At 70.5% G+C, this 16,920-nt stretch carries 9 protein-coding genes; 8 read left to right on the top strand and 1 reads right to left on the bottom strand.

Translation table 11 applies throughout. The annotated features are described in order from the left end of the window. Positions 1–238 precede the first annotated feature (238 nt). The 3 genes from ACIBQ1_RS21995 (at position 239) to ACIBQ1_RS21985 (ending at position 5,449) form a co-directional block, all read left to right on the top strand. Entirely contained in the window at positions 239–2,344 is a 2,106-nt protein-coding gene (locus tag ACIBQ1_RS21995; protein ID WP_397280029.1) for an alpha-1,4-glucan--maltose-1-phosphate maltosyltransferase, read from the top strand. Positions 2,345–2,416: 72 nt separating this feature from the next. Next, complete coding sequence (treS, locus tag ACIBQ1_RS21990; protein ID WP_397280027.1) at positions 2,417–4,120, top strand: maltose alpha-D-glucosyltransferase; 1,704 nt, start codon at positions 2,417–2,419, stop codon at positions 4,118–4,120. Positions 4,121–4,123: 3 nt separating this feature from the next. Continuing rightward, positions 4,124–5,449 carry an aminoglycoside phosphotransferase gene (locus tag ACIBQ1_RS21985; protein ID WP_397280025.1) on the top strand — a complete coding sequence of 442 codons (1,326 nt, stop codon included), beginning with the start codon at positions 4,124–4,126 and terminating at the stop codon, positions 5,447–5,449. 6 nt (positions 5,450–5,455) lie between these two features. Here ACIBQ1_RS21985 and ACIBQ1_RS21980 read toward each other — a convergent pair whose 3' ends face one another. Next, positions 5,456–6,307 carry an NAD(P)-dependent oxidoreductase gene (locus tag ACIBQ1_RS21980; protein ID WP_397280023.1) on the bottom strand — a complete coding sequence of 284 codons (852 nt, stop codon included), beginning with the start codon at positions 6,305–6,307 and terminating at the stop codon, positions 5,456–5,458. A gap of 87 nt (positions 6,308–6,394) precedes the next feature. Between ACIBQ1_RS21980 and ACIBQ1_RS21975 the strand changes: the two genes are divergently transcribed. The 5 genes from ACIBQ1_RS21975 (at position 6,395) to ACIBQ1_RS21955 (ending at position 16,849) form a co-directional block, all read left to right on the top strand. Continuing rightward, complete coding sequence (locus tag ACIBQ1_RS21975; RefSeq protein WP_397280021.1) at positions 6,395–9,562, top strand: BTAD domain-containing putative transcriptional regulator; 3,168 nt, start codon at positions 6,395–6,397, stop codon at positions 9,560–9,562. Between the two features lie 103 nt (positions 9,563–9,665). Beyond that, positions 9,666–11,828 (top strand): 1,4-alpha-glucan branching protein GlgB, encoded by a 2,163-nt coding sequence (glgB, locus tag ACIBQ1_RS21970; RefSeq protein WP_397280350.1) that lies wholly within the window; start codon positions 9,666–9,668, stop codon positions 11,826–11,828. 100 nt (positions 11,829–11,928) lie between these two features. Beyond that, the gene (locus ACIBQ1_RS21965) at positions 11,929–13,824 is read left to right on the top strand and encodes a S8 family peptidase (RefSeq protein ID WP_397280019.1); all 1,896 of its coding nucleotides are present in this window, start codon (positions 11,929–11,931) and stop codon (positions 13,822–13,824) included. 140 nt (positions 13,825–13,964) lie between these two features. Then, positions 13,965–15,329, top strand: a complete 1,365-nt coding sequence (locus ACIBQ1_RS21960; protein WP_397280018.1) for a S8 family peptidase — start codon at positions 13,965–13,967, stop codon at positions 15,327–15,329. A gap of 161 nt (positions 15,330–15,490) precedes the next feature. Next, a complete protein-coding gene (locus tag ACIBQ1_RS21955) occupies positions 15,491–16,849 on the top strand; it encodes a S8 family peptidase (protein ID WP_397280017.1) in 1,359 nt (452 codons plus the stop codon). The last annotated feature ends 71 nt before the right edge of the window (positions 16,850–16,920 follow it).

Here is a 16,920-nt window from a genome sequence, read left to right as displayed (position 1 = left end):
CCGTTCAAACCCCTTCCGGGAACAAGCATGAAGAGGGACGATTGGGGCAACTTTCCTGATTGTTGGCACTCCCGCGGACACACTCGGGAGGTCTATCCGCTGCTGTCCACAATTTACATGCAAGGATCGTTCCTACCACGGTGGTTCGCCTCCAGCGGCCCACCGCCGGGACGCGGAGTCTGCACCCACGGAAAGCCTCCGGCGGCACCGAGCGCGCCGCCGCAAACCCTTGAATGCGATGATCGGACGAATTCCCATCACGGACATCTCCCCCGTCGTCGACTGCGGGCAGTGGCCCGCCAAGGCGGTCGCCGGCGAGACCTTCGAGGTCTCGGCGACCGTGTTCAGAGAGGGCCACGACGCCGTGGCCGCGGGCGTGGTGCTCACCTCGCCCGATGGGCAGCGTGGCCGCCTGAGACGGATGCGCGAGCTCGCCCCCGGCACCGACCGCTGGGGCGTCGACGTCTGCCTGCCGGCCGAGGGTGACTGGCTGTTCCGGGTCGAGGCGTGGAGCGACCCGATCGCCACGTGGCTGCACGACGCCGAGATCAAGATCCCGCGCGGCATGGACGTCGACCTGATGTGCGAGGAGGGCGCGCGGCTGTTCGAGCGGGCGGCGAAGGCCGTGCGCACGGCCGACTGCCCCAACGGCCGGCCCGACGGACGGCCCAATGGACGGCCCAACGGGCGGCCCGCCAACGGCTCGAACGGCTCCAAGGCGAACGGCGACAGCGCCTGCGGCCACCGGGCCGCCCTGCTGTCGGTCTCCGCCACGCTGCGCGACGAGGAGCTGGACCCCAGGGCCCGGCTGTCGATCGCGCAGCTGCCGGACACGTCCGCGCTGCTGGAAGCGCATCCGTTCCGGGAGCTGGTGACCAGGTCCAAGTCGCAGAAGGTCAGGGTGGACCGGCGCCGGGCGCTGTACGGCTCGTGGTACGAGTTCTTCCCCAGGTCGGAAGGCGCGGTGGTCAACGAGCTCGGCATCTCCAAATCCGGAAATTTCCAGACTGCTGCCAAGCGGCTCCCCGCCATCGCCAAGATGGGCTTCGACGTCGTCTACCTGCCGCCGATCCACCCCATCGGCGCGACGTTCCGCAAGGGCCGCAACAACACGCTCAGCCCCGAGCCCGACGAGCCCGGCTCCCCCTGGGCCATCGGCTCCGAGGACGGCGGCCACGACGCCATCCACCCCGACCTGGGCACGCTCGCGGACTTCGACGTCTTCGCCGGCCGCGCCAGGGAGTTGGGCATGGAGATCGCGCTCGACTTCGCCCTCCAGTGCGCGCCCGACCACCCGTGGGTCAAGGAGCACCCCGAGTGGTTCACGATCAGGGCCGACGGCTCCATCGCGTACGCCGAGAACCCGCCCAAGAAGTACCAGGACATCTACCCGGTCAACTTCGACAAGGACCCCGAGGGCATCTACGCCGAGGTCAAGCGGGTGATGCTGCACTGGATGGACCACGGCGTGCGGATCTTCCGGGTGGACAACCCGCACACGAAGCCGGTCGGGTTCTGGGAGCGGCTGCTGGCCGACGTGCACACCACCGACCCCGACGTGATCTTCCTGTCGGAGGCGTTCACCAGGCCCCCGATGCTGCGCGCGCTGGCCAAGGTCGGATTCCACCAGTCGTACACGTACTTCACCTGGCGCAACACCAAGCCCGAGGTGGAGTCGTACCTCATGGAGCTCTCCCACGAGACCTCCGTCTACCTGCGCCCGAACCTCTTCGTGAACACGCCGGACATCCTGCACGAATACCTGCAGCACGGCGGCGTGCCGGCCTTCAAGATCAGGGCGGTGCTGGCCGCGCTCGGCTCGCCAAGTTGGGGGGTTTACTCCGGATATGAGCTTATAGAGAACATTCCGGTGCGCCCCGGCAGTGAGGAATACCTCGATAGCGAGAAATATCAGTACAAACCTCGCGATTGGGTTACCGCCGAGCGTGAGGGGTGGAGCCTGGCGCCTTTCATCACTCACCTGAATTTGTTCCGAAGAGCGCATCCGGCACTGCAGGAATTGCGTAATCTACGGATCCACAGAGTCGACCAGCCGGACATCGTCTGCTTCTCGAAGCGGCTTCCCGGCGCCTATGACCCGGCCACTCGCAGGCACGGTCCGGGCGACGTGGTGCTGGCGGTCGTCAACCTGGATCCGCACCATACCCACGAGGCGACCGTTGACCTTGACCTTCCTGCCATCGGACTCGACCGGAACGCCGAGTTCGTCGTGGACGACGAGCTCTCGGGCGAGTCGTACCGCTGGCGGCAGAGCAACTACGTGCGCCTCGATCCCCACATCCAGCCTGCCCACATTCTCACCGTACGAGCCGCGCCACGGTAAGAACTGAATTCAGCGGGGAGTCTTCAACGTGTGTGAAAGCGCCTCCGTCATGAGCCACTCCCGGAGCGGCTCATGAGCTCAACCACACCCATTCCGAACACCTTTGACGAGGAAAAGCCGCGCGATCCGTACTGGTACAAACGCGCGGTTTTCTACGAGGTCCTGATCCGAGGTTTCGCCGACTCCAACGGCGACGGGACCGGCGACATCAGAGGGCTCATCGACAAGCTCGACCACCTTCAATGGCTCGGCGTCGACTGCCTCTGGCTGCTGCCCCTCTTCGAGTCGCCGCTGCGTGACGGCGGCTACGACATCGCGGACTTCATGAAGATCCTGCCCGAGTTCGGGGACCTGGGAGACTTCGTCAAGCTCGTGGACGAGGCACACAAACGCGGCATGCGCGTCATCGCCGACCTCGTCATGAACCACACCAGCGACGCCCACCCGTGGTTCCAGGCGTCGCGCCACGACCCCGAGGGGCCGTTCGGCGACTTCTACGTGTGGTCCGACAGCGATGAGAAGTACCAGGACGCCCGGATCATCTTCATCGACACCGAGACGTCCAACTGGACCTACGACCCGGTGCGCGGCCAGTACTACTGGCACCGCTTCTTCCACCACCAGCCGGACCTCAACTACGAGAACCCGGACGTCCAGGAGGCCATGCTGGAGGTCCTGCGCTTCTGGCTGGACCTGGGCATCGACGGGTTCCGGCTGGACGCGGTGCCGTACCTCTTCGAGGAGGAGGGCACCAACTGCGAGAACCTGCCGCGGACCCACGAATACCTCAAGCGGATCAGGGCCGAGATCGACCGGCTCTACCCCGACCGGGTGCTGCTCGCCGAGGCCAACCAGTGGCCGTCGGACGTGGTGGAGTACTTCGGCGACCCGGTGGGCGGCGGCGACGAGTGCCACATGGCCTTCCACTTCCCGCTGATGCCGCGCATCTTCATGGCCGTACGCCGGGAGTCCCGCTACCCCATTTCCGAAATCTTGGCGCAAACGCCGAAAATTCCAGAGCACTGCCAGTGGGGGATCTTCCTCCGTAACCACGACGAGCTGACGCTCGAGATGGTCACGGACGAGGAGCGCGACTACATGTACGCCGAGTACGCCAAGGACCCGCGCATGCGGGCGAACGTCGGCATCCGCCGCCGCCTGGCGCCCCTGCTGGAGAACGACCGCAACCAGATCGAGCTGTTCACCGCCCTGCTCCTGTCACTGCCCGGCTCCCCCGTGCTCTACTACGGCGACGAGATCGGCATGGGCGACAACATCTGGCTCGGCGACCGCGACGGCGTGCGCACGCCCATGCAGTGGGACCCCGACCGCAACGCCGGCTTCTCCGACTGCGACCCCGGCCGGCTCTACCTGCCGGTCATCATGGATCCGATCTACGGTTACCAAGGCATCAACGTCGAGGCCCAGCAGAAGAACGCCGGTTCGCTGCTGCACTGGACCAAGCGCATGATCGAGATCCGCAAGCGGCACCCGGTCTTCGGGCTGGGCGGTTACGCGGAGCTCAACTCCTCCAACCCCAGCGTGCTCGCGTTCGTCAGGGAGCTGGGAGACGACCGGATGCTCTGCGTGAACAACCTGTCACGCTTCCCGCAGCCGGTCGAGCTGGACCTGCGGAGATTTGTCGGGGTTTCTCCTGTGGAGACCATGGGTGGGGTTCCATTCCCGGCAATTGGCGAACTTCCGTATCTTTTGACGCTTCCTGGGCATGGGTTCTACTGGTTCACACTCCCGCCGGCCATCATCCAGGAGGAGTAGGACGTGCTGAGCGAGCCCCTTGCCGCGTGGATCGGTCGTCAGCGTTGGTTCGGCGGCAAGGGGCGCGTGATCGACGAGTTGTCGATCGAATCGGACGTCGAACTGACGTCCGGGCTCAGACACCTGATCGTCGCCGTGTGGCAGGAGGGATCGCGGGACCGTTACCAGCTCCTGCTCGGCGAGCGGACGGAACTCCCCGACCGCCTGACGCACGCCCTCATCGGCACGGTGGGCGACACCTACCTGTACGACGCCGTCCACGATCCCGAGCGCACGAGCTGGCTCCTCGAAGGCATGGCCCACGACGCGACCAGCAACGGCCTGCGCATGCGCCACGTGCCCGGCGCCGCCGTCGACACCTCCCACCGCAGCCTGGTGCTGGGGGCGGAGCAGTCCAACACCTCGCTCGTGTACGGGGACGCGTACATCTGCAAGCTCTTCCGCCGCCTCATCCCCGGCGTCAACCCCGAACTGGAGATCGTCACCGCGCTGGCGGCCAGGGGCGCGCCGCACATCGCGCAGCCGTACGGGTGGATCGAGTCGGACCTCGACGGCACCGACACCACGCTCGGCTTCATGCAGGAGTTCCTGTCCACCGCGAACGACGGCTGGGACCTGGCCCTGACCAGCGTCCGCGACCTGTACGCGTCGCTGCCCGAGGTGCCGGCGGCCGAGGCGGGCGGGGACTTCGCCGCCGAGTCGCTGCGGCTCGGCGGCGCCACCGCGCGGGTGCACCACGAGCTGGCCGCGGCCTTCCCCACGGAGGTCGTCGAGTCGCACGAGGTCAAGCGCATGGCCGAGACGTTCAGGCGGAAACTGGGCCGGGCCGCCGCGGAGGTGCCCGAGCTGCGTCAGCACGTGCCCGCCGTCGAGCACGCCTACCACCAGGTGGAGCTGCTCACCCACGAGGTGCCCGTGCAGCGGGTTCACGGCGACTACCACCTGGGCCAGGTCATGCGCACGCCCACGGACTGGGTGGTGCTGGACTTCGAGGGCGAGCCCGGGCAGCCGCTGGCCGAGCGCAGGGCGCTGTACTCGCCGCTGCGGGACGTGGCCGGGATGCTGCGCTCGTTCGACTACGCGGCCAGGCACCTGCTGGCCGGCCACCCCCAGGCCGGGCAGCTGGAGCCGCGGGCCCAGGAGTGGGCGGACCGGAACCGGGAGGCGTTCCTTGAGGGGTATGCCGAGGGCGGCGGCGTGATCACGCGGGGCGACGCGGCGCTGCTGCGGGCGTTCGAGCTGTCCAAGGCCGTGTACGAGGTCGTGTACGAGGCCCGCAACCGGCCGTCGTGGATCTCGATCCCCCTGGCCGCGTTCCGCCCCCGCTAGAGCCCGCTAGAGCTCCTCCACCAGCCCCGACAGGCCCTCGTGGCCGAGGCCGCGGGCCACGCGCCGGTCGATGACGGTCTTCATCGGCAGCAGGAGATCCAGCTTGACGCCCTGCTCCTCGAAGGCGCGGACGAGGTTCTCCATGCCCGCCCGGTTGATCTCCAGGTTGGACACCTCGGTCCGGTAGTCGCCCGCCTCGATCTCCTTCGCCCATTGGGGCAGCTGCACGGCCATCGCGTTGAGCCACGGGACCAGCAGTTCCGTGGTGAACTCCATCAACGGGTATTTCGCTGACCGCACCAGGGCAAGGGCCTCCAAAGAGCCGGCCATCTGGCCGTACATGCCGGTCAGCATGGCCAGGTCGAGCAGCGGGGCCATGCCGGGGTCGTCGCCGGTGTAGCGGGACGCGGCCATGGCCCCGAACACCTGCTCGTAGCGCTCGAACGCCGGCCGGGAGCCGCTGTAGAGGATGAGCGCGCCCGGCTTGGCGATCATGTGGGGCACGGCCATGATGCCGCCGTCCAGGTACTCGCCGCCGCGCTCGGCCACCCAGGCCGCCATCTCGCGGGCCTCCGCGGGGCGGCCGGTGGTGAGGTTGGCGACGACGCGGTCCTCCAGCGGGACGTCCTTGAGCGTCTCCAGGACGGAGGGGTAGTCGAGCAGGCAGACGATCACCAGCGGGCTCGCCGAGACGGCCTGCGCCGGGGTGTCCGCGCGGGTCGCGCCCTCGGCGACGAGAGGGTCGGCCTTGGCCGGCGTACGGTTCCACACCGTGACGTGGTGGCCGGCCCGGATCAGGCTTTCCGCGAGCGCGGAGCCCATGAGGCCGAGGCCCAAAACGGAGATATTTTCCGACATTTCGTTGTTCCTCCATGTACGAGCGTTATGCCGTCAGCCTGCACGGGAGCGGTTATGGTCTGATTCGGGCTCGGTTATGGGGGGCGGATGCGGTTCGGGGTGCTGGGCCCGCTCGCGGTGTGGACCGCGGACGGGGAGCCGGTCAAGGTGCCGGAGGTCAAGGTCCGGGCGCTCCTCGCCGACCTGCTGATGCACGCGGGCCGCCCCGTCTCCGCGGACCGGCTGATCGAGGACCTCTGGGGCGACCGTCCCCCCGCGAACGCGCCCGGCGCCCTGCGGGTGAAGGTGTCGCAGCTGCGCCGGGCGGTCGGCGGGCTCATCGCCTACCGGGCGCCCGGGTACGTGCTCCAGGTCGAGCCGTCCTCCGTGGACGCGGGCCTGTTCGAGACGCTGATCGGGCGCGCGCAGCGGGCCTCCGGGCCTGAGGAGCGGGCCGCGCTGCTGCGCGAGGCGCTCGGGCTGTGGCGCGGGGACGCCTACGCCGAGTTCGCCGACGAGCCGTTCGCGCTGGCCGCCGTGGCCCGGCTGGGCGAGCAGCGGCTGGTGGCCCTGGAGGAGCTGGCCGAGGCCCGGCTCGGGCTCGGCGAGCACGTCCTGCTCGCGGCCGAGCTGGCCTCCCTGGTGGCCGAGCACCCGCTGCGCGAACGGTTGCGCGCCGCGCACGTACGGGCTCTCTACCTGGCCGGGCGGCAGGGCGAGGCGCTGGCCGGCTACGGGGAGCTGCGGCGGCGCCTGTCGGAGGAGCTGGGCCTGGACCCCGGGCCGGAGCTGGCGGCCCTGCACCAGGCGATCCTGCGGCAGGACCCGTCCCTGGGCCCGGCCGGGCGCCCCCGCACCAACCTGCCCACCCCCCTGACGAGCCTGGTGGGCCGGGACGGGGCGGTGGCCGAGGTCCGCTCGCTCCTGCGGAACGGCCGCCTGGTGACGCTCACCGGCCCCGGCGGCGTCGGCAAGACCCGCCTGGCCCTGGCCGCCGCCTCGGGCGCGGCCGGCGGGGACGCGTGGCTGGTCGAGCTGGCCGCGCTCCGTCCGGGGGCGGCGGCCGTCGAGGTGGCCGAGGCGATCGCGGCCGTGCTCGGCCTGCGCGACGACACGGCCGCCCGCCGCCGGCCGGGCGCGCTCACCGCCCGGCCGGGGCTTCAAGGCGGCATCGGAGAAGGCCCCGTGGAAGGCATCGTGGAAGGCATCGGGGAGGGCATCGGAGAGGGCGCCGTCAAGCGGATCGCGGGCGCGCTGGCGGGCAAGGAGACGCTGCTCGTGCTGGACAACTGCGAGCACGTCGTCGAGGAGGTCGCCGCGCTGGCCGGACGGTTGCTCCAGGCCGCGCCCGGGCTGCGGATCCTCGCCACCGGCCAGGAGCCGCTGCGGATCCAGGGCGAGGCCCTGTGGTGCGTGCCGCCGCTGGCGCGCGAGGCGGCCGTGGAGCTGTTCACCGCGCGGGCCGGCGTGGAGCCCGACGCGGACGTGGAGGAGATCTGCGCCCGCCTGGACGGCCTGCCGCTGGCGCTGGAGCTGGCCGCGTCCAGGATGCGGGCGCTGACCCCGCGCCAGCTCGCCGAGCGGCTGGACGACCGGTTCAGGCTGCTCGCGTCGGGTCTGCGCGGGGTTCCGGCCAGGCAGCGGACGCTGCGGGCGATGATCGACTGGAGCTGGGAGCTGCTGACCGGCCCCGAGCGCGTGGTGCTGCGGCGGCTGGCCGCGCACGCCGACGGCAGCACGCTGGAGGCCGCCGAGGAGGTGTCCGCCGACCCCGGCGTGGACGTCCTCGACGTGCTGGCCAGGCTGGTGGACCGCTCGCTGGTCGTCCGGGTGCGGGGCCACGGGGCCGAGCCGCGGTACCGGCTGCTGGAGTCGGTCTCGGCGTACTGCCTGGAGCGGCTGGACGAGGCCGGCGAGCTGGACGAGGTGCGGCTCAGGCATGCCGCGTACTACACGGCGCTCGCCGAGCGGGCGGAGCCGTACCTGCGGGGGCACGGGCAGCGGGACGCCCTCGCGCTGCTCGACGCCGAGAGCGCCAACCTGCGGGCTGCGCTGGAGACGGCGGTGCGGCTGGGCCGGCCCGGCGAGGCGCTGCGGCTGGTGAACGCCATGGCCTGGTACTGGGTGCTGCGCGGCAGGCTCGGCGAGGGGCGGCGAGCGCTGGAGGCCGCGCTGTCCGTCCCGGGTGCGAGAGGGTCCGGCGCCGCGCAGGCGACGGCGTGGCTGGCCGGGCTCCGGATGTTGTCAGGGTGGCCGCAGGCACCGGACGGCGAGGTGTTCGAGGCCATCGAGGAGCGGTCGGAACGGGCCAGGGCGCGGTGGTTCGTCGGGTACGCGATGTTCGGGTACGACGATCTGTCGGCCAGCCGGACCCTGATCGAGCAGGCGCTGGAGACGTTCCAGGAGCTGGGCGACACGTGGGGCATCGGCGCGGCGCTGAACGTGCTGGCCCGCTACGCCGCCATGCGCGGCGACCTGGCGGCGCTGCGGCGGGACGGCGAGCAGGGGCTGGCGCTGTTCAGGGAGCTCGGCGACCGGTGGGGCGAGCTGCGGGCCGCCGAGAACCTCGGCACGCTCGCCGAGATCACCGGCGACTACGAGGGGGCCGCCGCGCTGCGCGCCGAGGGCCTGCGGATGGCGGAGCAGCTCGGGCTGTGGAGCTCGGTGTCCGACGCGCTGTCCCGGCTGGGACGGATCGCCCTGCTGACGGGTGACCACGCGCGGGCCGACGACTATCACGAGCGGGCCAGGCGGCTGGCCGTGGAGCAGTCGAACCGTCCGGCCGAGGAGTTCGCGGAGCTGGGCCTGGCGCTCGCGGCGCGGCGGCAGGGGCGCCTCGACGACGCCGAGCGGCGGCTGCGGGCCTGGCTGGAATGGGTCAGGGACGTGGCAGGCGAGCCGGGGGCGGCACTGATCCTGGCCGAGCTGGGGTTCGCGGCCGAGCAGCGGGGCGACGCGGCCGCCGCCCTGGAGCTGCAGCTCGAAGGGCTCAGGGCGGCCCGCAAGGTCGGCGATCCGCGGGCCACCGCGCTCGCGCTGGAGGGGCTGGCGGGCGCGCGTGCCCTGGCCGGGCGGCACGAGGAGGCGGCGCTGCTGCTGGGCCGGGCTACGGCGCTGCGGGCGGGCGCGGGCGCGCCGCTCCCCGCCGGAGAACGGGGCGACGTCGACCGGATCACGGCCGCGGTGCGGGCGGTTCTGGGGCGGGAGGCGCTTGAGGCCGCTCTGACGCGTGGCGCGGCGTCGGAGCCGGAGCGGTTGGATCCAAGCCTGGTGTGAGGCAGGTTAAACCCACGATTTCCCACTTTCGGTGATTGTCCCGGTGAAAGCGGGCAGTGCCTGGGATGGACGGTCATCATAGGGCAAGGTTGGGAGCATGCCGATGAGGACAGAGCTCGACCGCCTCGCGGGTGGAGCACACCACGACCCGCACTCCGTGCTGGGAGCGCACCCCGTGTCCGGCGGGGTGGTCTTCCGTACCCTGCGCCCGCTGGCCGAGCGGGTGCGGGTGGTGCTGGAGGACGGTACGGCCCACGACATGGAACACCAGGCCCACGGGGTGTTCGAGGTCACGGTGCCCGGCCTGGACAAGGTGCCCGGTTACACGCTGAGCGTCAAGTACGCCGACCACGACGCGTACGAGATCCGCGACCCGTACCGGCACTGGCCCACGCTCGGCGAAGTGGACCTGCACCTCATCGGCGAGGGGCGGCACGAACGATTGTGGGAGGCGCTCGGCGCCCGCGTGATGAAGCACGAGGACGTCGAGGGCACGGCGTTCGCCGTCTGGGCGCCCAACGCGCGCGGCATCCGGGTCGTCGGCGACTTCAACCACTGGGACGGCACCGCCTACCCGATGCGGTCGCTGGGCCGCTCCGGGGTGTGGGAGCTGTTCGTCCCCGGCGTCGGCGCGGGCGAGCGGTACAAGTTCCAGATCCTGGGCGCCGACGGCGTGTGGCGCGACAAGGCCGACCCGATGGCCCGGCGCACCGAGGTGCCGCCGCTGACCGCCTCCGTGGTCGACAGGTCCGCCTACACCTGGGCCGACGACCAGTGGATGGCGGACCGGGACGAGAACCATCCGCAGGACGGCCCGATGAGCGTCTACGAGGTGCACCTGGGGTCCTGGCGGCCGGGCCTGTCGTACGTGGAGCTGGCCGAGCAGCTGTCCGCGTACGTGGTCGACATGGGGTTCACCCACGTGGAGCTGCTGCCGGTGGCCGAGCACCCGTTCGGCGGGTCGTGGGGCTACCAGGTGACGTCCTACTACGCGCCGACGGCCAGGTTCGGCACGCCCGACGAGTTCCGCCACTTCGTGGACCTGATGCACCGGCGCGGCATCGGCGTGCTGCTCGACTGGGTGCCGGCGCACTTCCCCATGGACGAGTGGGCGCTGGCGCGCTTCGACGGCACCCCCCTCTACGAGCACGCCGACCCGGCCAGGGGCGAGCACCCCGACTGGGGCACGTACGTGTTCGACTTCGGCCGCAGGGAGGTGCGCAACTTCCTGGTGGCCAACGCGCTTTTCTGGCTCAAGGAGTTCCACATCGACGGGCTGCGGGTGGACGCGGTGGCGTCGATGCTCTACCTCGACTACTCGCGGCGCGAGGGCGAGTGGACGCCGAACGTCTACGGCGGCCGGGAGAACCTCGACGCGGTCGAGTTCCTCAAGGAGCTGAACTCCGTCGCCTACCGGGAGGCGCCGGGCATCTCGACCGTCGCCGAGGAGTCGACGGCCTGGCCGGGGGTCTCGCGCCCGGTGCACCTGGGCGGGCTCGGGTTCGGGTTCAAGTGGAACATGGGGTGGATGCACGACACGCTCGAATACCTGCGTCACGAGCCGATCTTCCGCCAGTACCACCACCATCAGCTGACGTTCTCGCTGCTGTACGCGTACTCCGAGAACTACGTGCTGCCGCTGTCCCATGACGAGGTCGTGCACGGCAAGGGGTCGCTGCTCGGCAAGATGCCCGGGGACGAGTGGCAGCGGTTCGCCCAGCTGCGGGCGCTGCTGGCGTTCATGTGGGCGCATCCGGGCAAGCAGTTGCTGTTCATGGGCGGCGAGTTCGGCCAGGGCTCGGAGTGGTCGGAGGAGCGCGGGCTCGACTGGTGGGTCCTGGAGTTCGACGGGCACCAGGGCGTGCAGCGGCTGGTCCGCGACCTCAACCGGATCTACAAGGAGACCCCCGCGCTGTGGGATCAGGACTCCAGGCCCGAGGGGTTCCGGTGGATCGACGCCGACGACGCCTCCGGTAACACGTTCTCGTTCGTGCGCTATGCCGGCGACGGGTCCGCGCTGGCGTGCGTGATCAACTTCAGCGGCGGGCCGCACGAGAGCTACCGGCTCGGCCTTCCCTACGCGGGCCAGTGGTCGGAGATCGTCAACACCGACGCCTACGACTACTGGGGCAGCGGCGTGGGCAACATGGGCGTGGTCGAGGCCGACGACGAGCCGTGGCACGGGCTGCCGCACTCGACCACGTTGCGGGTGCCGCCGCTCGGCGCGGTGTGGCTCACGCACGAGGGGGACACGCTGAACGCTTGAGGTGCGCCTGCTGTGAGTTAGGTGAGAATCCGGCCCCGAGGCCTGTCTCTATCCGAAAAATCACCCTAAACTCCGAGATCATCCCCCTCTCGGAGGACGCGTGCGACTTCGCCCCTTGATCGTGAGCTCGATCGCGCTGGCTCTGCTGCCGTTATCGGCGCCGGCCTACGCGGAGGATCCGACCCCAAGCCCGAGCGTCTCCCAGACCATGGAGGAGCCGACGCCCGACGCCACCGAGTCCCCTGCCAAGGTGGAGGAGGGGTTAGGCGTCGACGGCGGCTCCGTGCGGGCCATCGTCGAGCTCGCCGACCCGGCGCAGCACGCGCCCGTCGCGAGCCTGGCGGTGGCCGAAAGCGTGGACGTGGTGCTGCAGCCGCAGAGCCAGCCGTTCATGGTCGTGGAGGGCACCGCGGAGGAGCTGGCCAAGCTGGCCGAGGATCCGCGGGTCACCTCCATCCACCGGGACCGGACGTACGCGCCGGTGGACGTCAGCCCCAACCTCAAGCTGATCGGGGCCGACCAGGCGCACGCCAAGAACTTCACCGGGGCCGGGCAGGCGGTGGCCGTGCTGGACACCGGCATCGACCGCGACCACCCGTGGTTCGGGAACAGGATCGTGGCCGAGGCCTGCTTCTCCGCCGTGGAGACCGGCGTCGAGTCGCTCTGCCCGAACGGGGGGACGTCGCAGACCGGGGCGGGCGCGGCGGACGCCATGACGGCCAAGTGCCTGGCCGACGGCACGAACCTGTGCGAGCACGGCACCCACGTCGCGGGCATCGCGGCCGGCACCGGCGGCGTCGCGCCGGGCGCGAACATCGTGGCCGTGCAGGTCTTCAGCCGGGTCAACGACGAGGACATCTGCGGCGAGCCCTCGTGCCTGCTGGCGTTCGAGTCGTCGCTGCGGCAGGCCATGGACTACGTGGCCGGCCTGAGCGAGCCGATCGCCGCCGTGAACCTCAGCCTGGGCGGTGAGCTGTCCGAGACCGACTGCGACACCGGCGAGGAAGGGGCGATCTTCAAGCCGAAGATCGACGCCCTGCTGGACAAGGGCATCGCGACCGTGGTGGCCGCGGGCAACGAGTCGTTCGAGGGGGCGTCGTACCCGGCCTGCATCTCCTCCGCGGTGGCCGTCGGGGCGAACGACAACAGCGACGTCATCGCGGACTTCTCCAACCGCGGGGCCATCGTGGACCTGTTCGCGCCGGGCGTGGACATCGAGTCGTCGGTGCCGGACAACCAGACGGCCGTCCACAGCGGCACCTCGATGGCGACCCCGCACGTGGCCGGCGCGCTGGCGCTGATGAAGCAGTCCTCGCCTCAGACACCGATGGCCGATCTGATCAACACGCTGAAGACGACCGGCCGGCCGTACTCGTACGAGGCCAACGGCCAGCAGGTCACCACGCCGCGCCTGGACCTGGCGGCGGCCCTGGCCGGCGCCTCGCCGCAGCCGCCCATCACGCAGACCCCGGTCGTGCCGACCGAGGACCCCGCCCCCGAGCCCGACCCGTCGGACAGCAGCGGCCCCAGCCCCGAGCCCGACGACCCGGCCGACCCCACGCCCTCCGCTTCTCCGGTACCGCTGCCGACGGTGACCGTCACGGTGACGATCACGCCGACCCCGAAGACCACCGCGCAGGTCTGCACCCGGGGGACGAACGCCACCAAGCTGTCGGCCAAGCAGTGGGCCGTGGAGATCCACCGCAGCAGCGGCACGATCCCGGACGCCACGCTCACCTGCTACCTCAAGCTGATCGGCAAGTCGAGCAAGGTGTTCCCCGAGATCACGAAGGCGTCTTCACTCGGCAAGGCGTACCGGGTGCTGAAGAACACCAAGGCCGGCAAGGCCAAGCTGGACAGCGCGCTGCTCACGTCCTGGCTGAACTGGGCGCACGGCACGAACGGCACCAAGAAGCTGACCACCGCCGAGAAGGTGCGGCTGAACGCCAAGTCGACCGCGGCGGCGCTACGGAAGGCGGCTAAGACCGTTAAATAGCCAGCGTTAGGCTGCAACGTCCACAGGAAGGCAAAAAAGCCTCCAACGTTGCTCTGGGCTCCATATGTCACCGACATCACAGTTGTCGCAGGTGGGGATGTATGCGGCTGTAAGTCAGCCGGGAGCCTTCGGAGGGACAAGTGAGGCTACGAACTCTGCTGGCCGGCGCCACGGCGCTGGCCGCAACCGTCGCCGGGCTCTGTACGGCCCCGGCGCTCCACGCCGACTCGGGCGATCCGATCATCAGCCCGTCGCTGGCCGCGGAGGTCGAGGCGAAGTCCAGAGTCCGCTCCATCATCCAGCTCAAACCAGGGCAGAGCGTCGAGGCCGTCGCACGCGATCTCGAGCAGGCGTCCGAGGGCAGCCGGGTCCTGGAGGCCGCGCAGTCGCCGCACTTCTTCGTGGCCGAGGTGGACCGCCCCACGCTGGCCAAGCTCAAGAAGGACAGCCGCGTCCAGTCCGTCTACAAGGACGAGCTGCGCATGCCCGCCCTTGACGTCAGCACCGCCCTCATCCGCTCGAACCGAGCGAACCAGGCAGGCTGGACCGGCAGGGGCGCCACCATCGCCGTCCTGGACACCGGCATCGACCGGGACCACCCGTTCTTCACCGGCCGGATCGTGGACGAGGCGTGCTTCTCCTCCTCCGACGCCGGCGACGGCACCGTCTCCCTCTGCCCGAACAACCAGCCCAGCCAGACCGGTCCCGGCGCCGCCGACGCCGAGACCGCCCAGTGCGTCATCAGGGGTGCGAACGTCTGCAACCACGGCACGCACGTGGCCGGCATCGCGGCCGGCCGGCTGGCCACGGGGGCGCCGTCCAGCGGCGTCGCCCCCGAGGCCGGCATCCTGCCGATCCAGGTCTTCAGCCGCGTGGACAGCCCGATGACCTGCCTGATCGGCGGCACGTCCCCGCCATGCTTCCTCAGCTACACCTCCGATCAGAAGCTGGCGCTCGAATACGTCGCACGGGTGGCCAAGACGCACAACGTCGCGTCGGTGAACATGAGCCTCGGCGGGGGCGGCCCGTACGCCCAGGCCTGTGACACGGACGCGTCCGTCGCCGCGGTCAAGCCCGAGTTCGACACGCTGGTGGGCCTGGGCGTGGCCCCCGTGGTGGCGGCGGGCAACAACGGCTTCGCGAACGGCGTCGCTTCCCCCGCCTGCATCTCCACCGCCGTCGCGGTGGGCGCCACCGACGACTCCGACGCGGTGACCGCTTTCACCAACCGGGGGCCGCTGCTCGACCTGTTCGCGCCGGGGGTGAACATCAGGTCCTCCGTGCCGGACAACACGTACGGGGAGAAGAGCGGGACCTCGATGGCCGCGCCGCACGTGGCGGGGATGTTCGCGCTGATGAAGCAGGCGTACCCGGCCTTCACGGTCGCGCAGAGCCTGCAGCGGCTGCAGGAGACGGGCACGGCCGTGCGGTACGACGCGGCGGGAACCTCTGTGACCACGATGCGGATCGACGCCGAGCGCGCCACCGCGGGCGCCCGCGCCTGATCGGCGTGGGGAGGGCCGGACCGGCGGGGTCCGGCCGCGAGGGCCGGACCGGCGGGGGCCGGCTACAAGGGCCGGATCGGCGGGATCCGGCCCTTTCTCTGTCTTCTTACATCAATCATTACTCTTAATAACAAACACCCCCTCAACCCCCGGAGGAACAGTTGAGACTCCTGTCTCTGCTGGCCGGCGCCATCGCGTTAGCCGCCACCTCGGCCACGCTGGCCGCCACACCCGCCCTGGCCGACCCCGAGTCCAAGATCGACCCCGCGATCACCGCGACCGGCGAGTACCGCGCCATCGTCCGCGTGCGGCAGCCCGCACAGGTAAGGTCCGCGCAGTCCGACGCGGAGGAGATCAAGCGGGACAGGCGGAACGTCACCGCGGAGCCGCCCTCCGAGGTGGCCGACAAGCTGGACTTCTTCGTCTACCGGGGCACCCGGGCGGAGCTGGAGAAGATCGCCGAGCAGTCCGACGTCGTCTCGATCCGCAAGGACAGGCTCAACGAGCCCTCACTCGTCGAGAGCATCCCGCTGATCGGCGCGGACCGGGCGCACCGCCGGGGCGTCACGGGCAAGGGCACGGCCGTCGCGATCATCGACAGCGGCATCGACGACGACCACCCCGCCTTCGGCGACCGCATCGTCGCCCAGGCCTGCTTCTCGGCCGCCGACCCGGCCGACAACTCCACGCCGCTGTGCCCGAACGGCAGCCCGTTCCAGATCGGCGACGGCGCCGCCGACGCCGAGACGGCCGCCTGCATGACGGGGGCACCGCAACCGCAGTACGGCCTGTGCTACCACGGCACGCACGTCGCCGGCATCACCGCCGGCCAGGCCACCGCCGACTTCCCGGCCGGCGGCGTCGCCCCCAAGGCCAAGATCGTGCCGGTGCAGGTGTTCAGCCGCTTCGACGACTCCCCGTACTGCGCGGGCCGTCCCGTCTGCATCCTCGCCTACGACTCGTCGATCCTGACCGGCATGGCGTACGCGGACCTGCTGGCGGACCAGTACAACATCGCCTCCGTCAACCTGAGCCTGGGCGGCGGCCAGTACACCGAGGCCTGCGACGCGGGCGACGGAGCCGACTTCAAGGCCGAGGTCGACAAGCTCCTCGCCAAGGGCACCGCCACGGTGGTCGCCTCCGGCAACAACGGCTTCGACGCCGCGGTGTCGTGGCCCGCGTGCGTCTCCAACACGGTCTCGGTCGGCGCCACGGACAAGCAGGACGCGGTGGCCGCCTTCTCGAACCGGGGCACGCTCGTGGACGTGTTCGCGCCCGGCGTGTCGATCAAGGCGGCGATCGCGGGCAACACGTACGCGACGCTGAACGGCACCTCCATGGCATCGCCGCACGTGGCCGGCGCACTGGCACTCCTCCACCAGAAGCGGCCGCGGGCCGGGGTGGACAGCATGGTGGACGCCCTGAAGCGCACGGGCAAGCCGATCACGTACACGAGCGCGGAAGCCGAGGTCACGACGCCCCGCATCAACGTGTACGCGGCCCTGCGCACCCGCTACTAGAAACCCAAGGGGGCAACGGGTAGGTGGGCCAGGCTCCCCCACCCGTTGCCCCACTGGTGGTTATCCCGCTG

Origin of the sequence: Nonomuraea sp. NPDC050153, from assembly GCF_044460125.1 — a bacterium.
Lineage (GTDB): Bacteria > Actinomycetota > Actinomycetes > Streptosporangiales > Streptosporangiaceae > Nonomuraea.
The sequence above is the reverse complement of the archived record's forward strand: the minus strand, read 5'-3'. Positions and strand labels throughout refer to the sequence as shown.

Coding starts and splice junctions, on each gene's coding strand:
- ACIBQ1_RS21995 (WP_397280029.1), top strand. CDS start 239: ATGATCGGACGAATTCCCATCACGGACATCTCCCCCGTCGTCGACTGC.
- treS (WP_397280027.1), top strand. CDS start 2,417: ATGAGCTCAACCACACCCATTCCGAACACCTTTGACGAGGAAAAGCCG.
- ACIBQ1_RS21980 (WP_397280023.1), bottom strand. CDS start 6,307: ATGTCGGAAAATATCTCCGTTTTGGGCCTCGGCCTCATGGGCTCCGCG.
- ACIBQ1_RS21975 (WP_397280021.1), top strand. CDS start 6,395: ATGCGGTTCGGGGTGCTGGGCCCGCTCGCGGTGTGGACCGCGGACGGG.
- glgB (WP_397280350.1), top strand. CDS start 9,666: ATGAGGACAGAGCTCGACCGCCTCGCGGGTGGAGCACACCACGACCCG.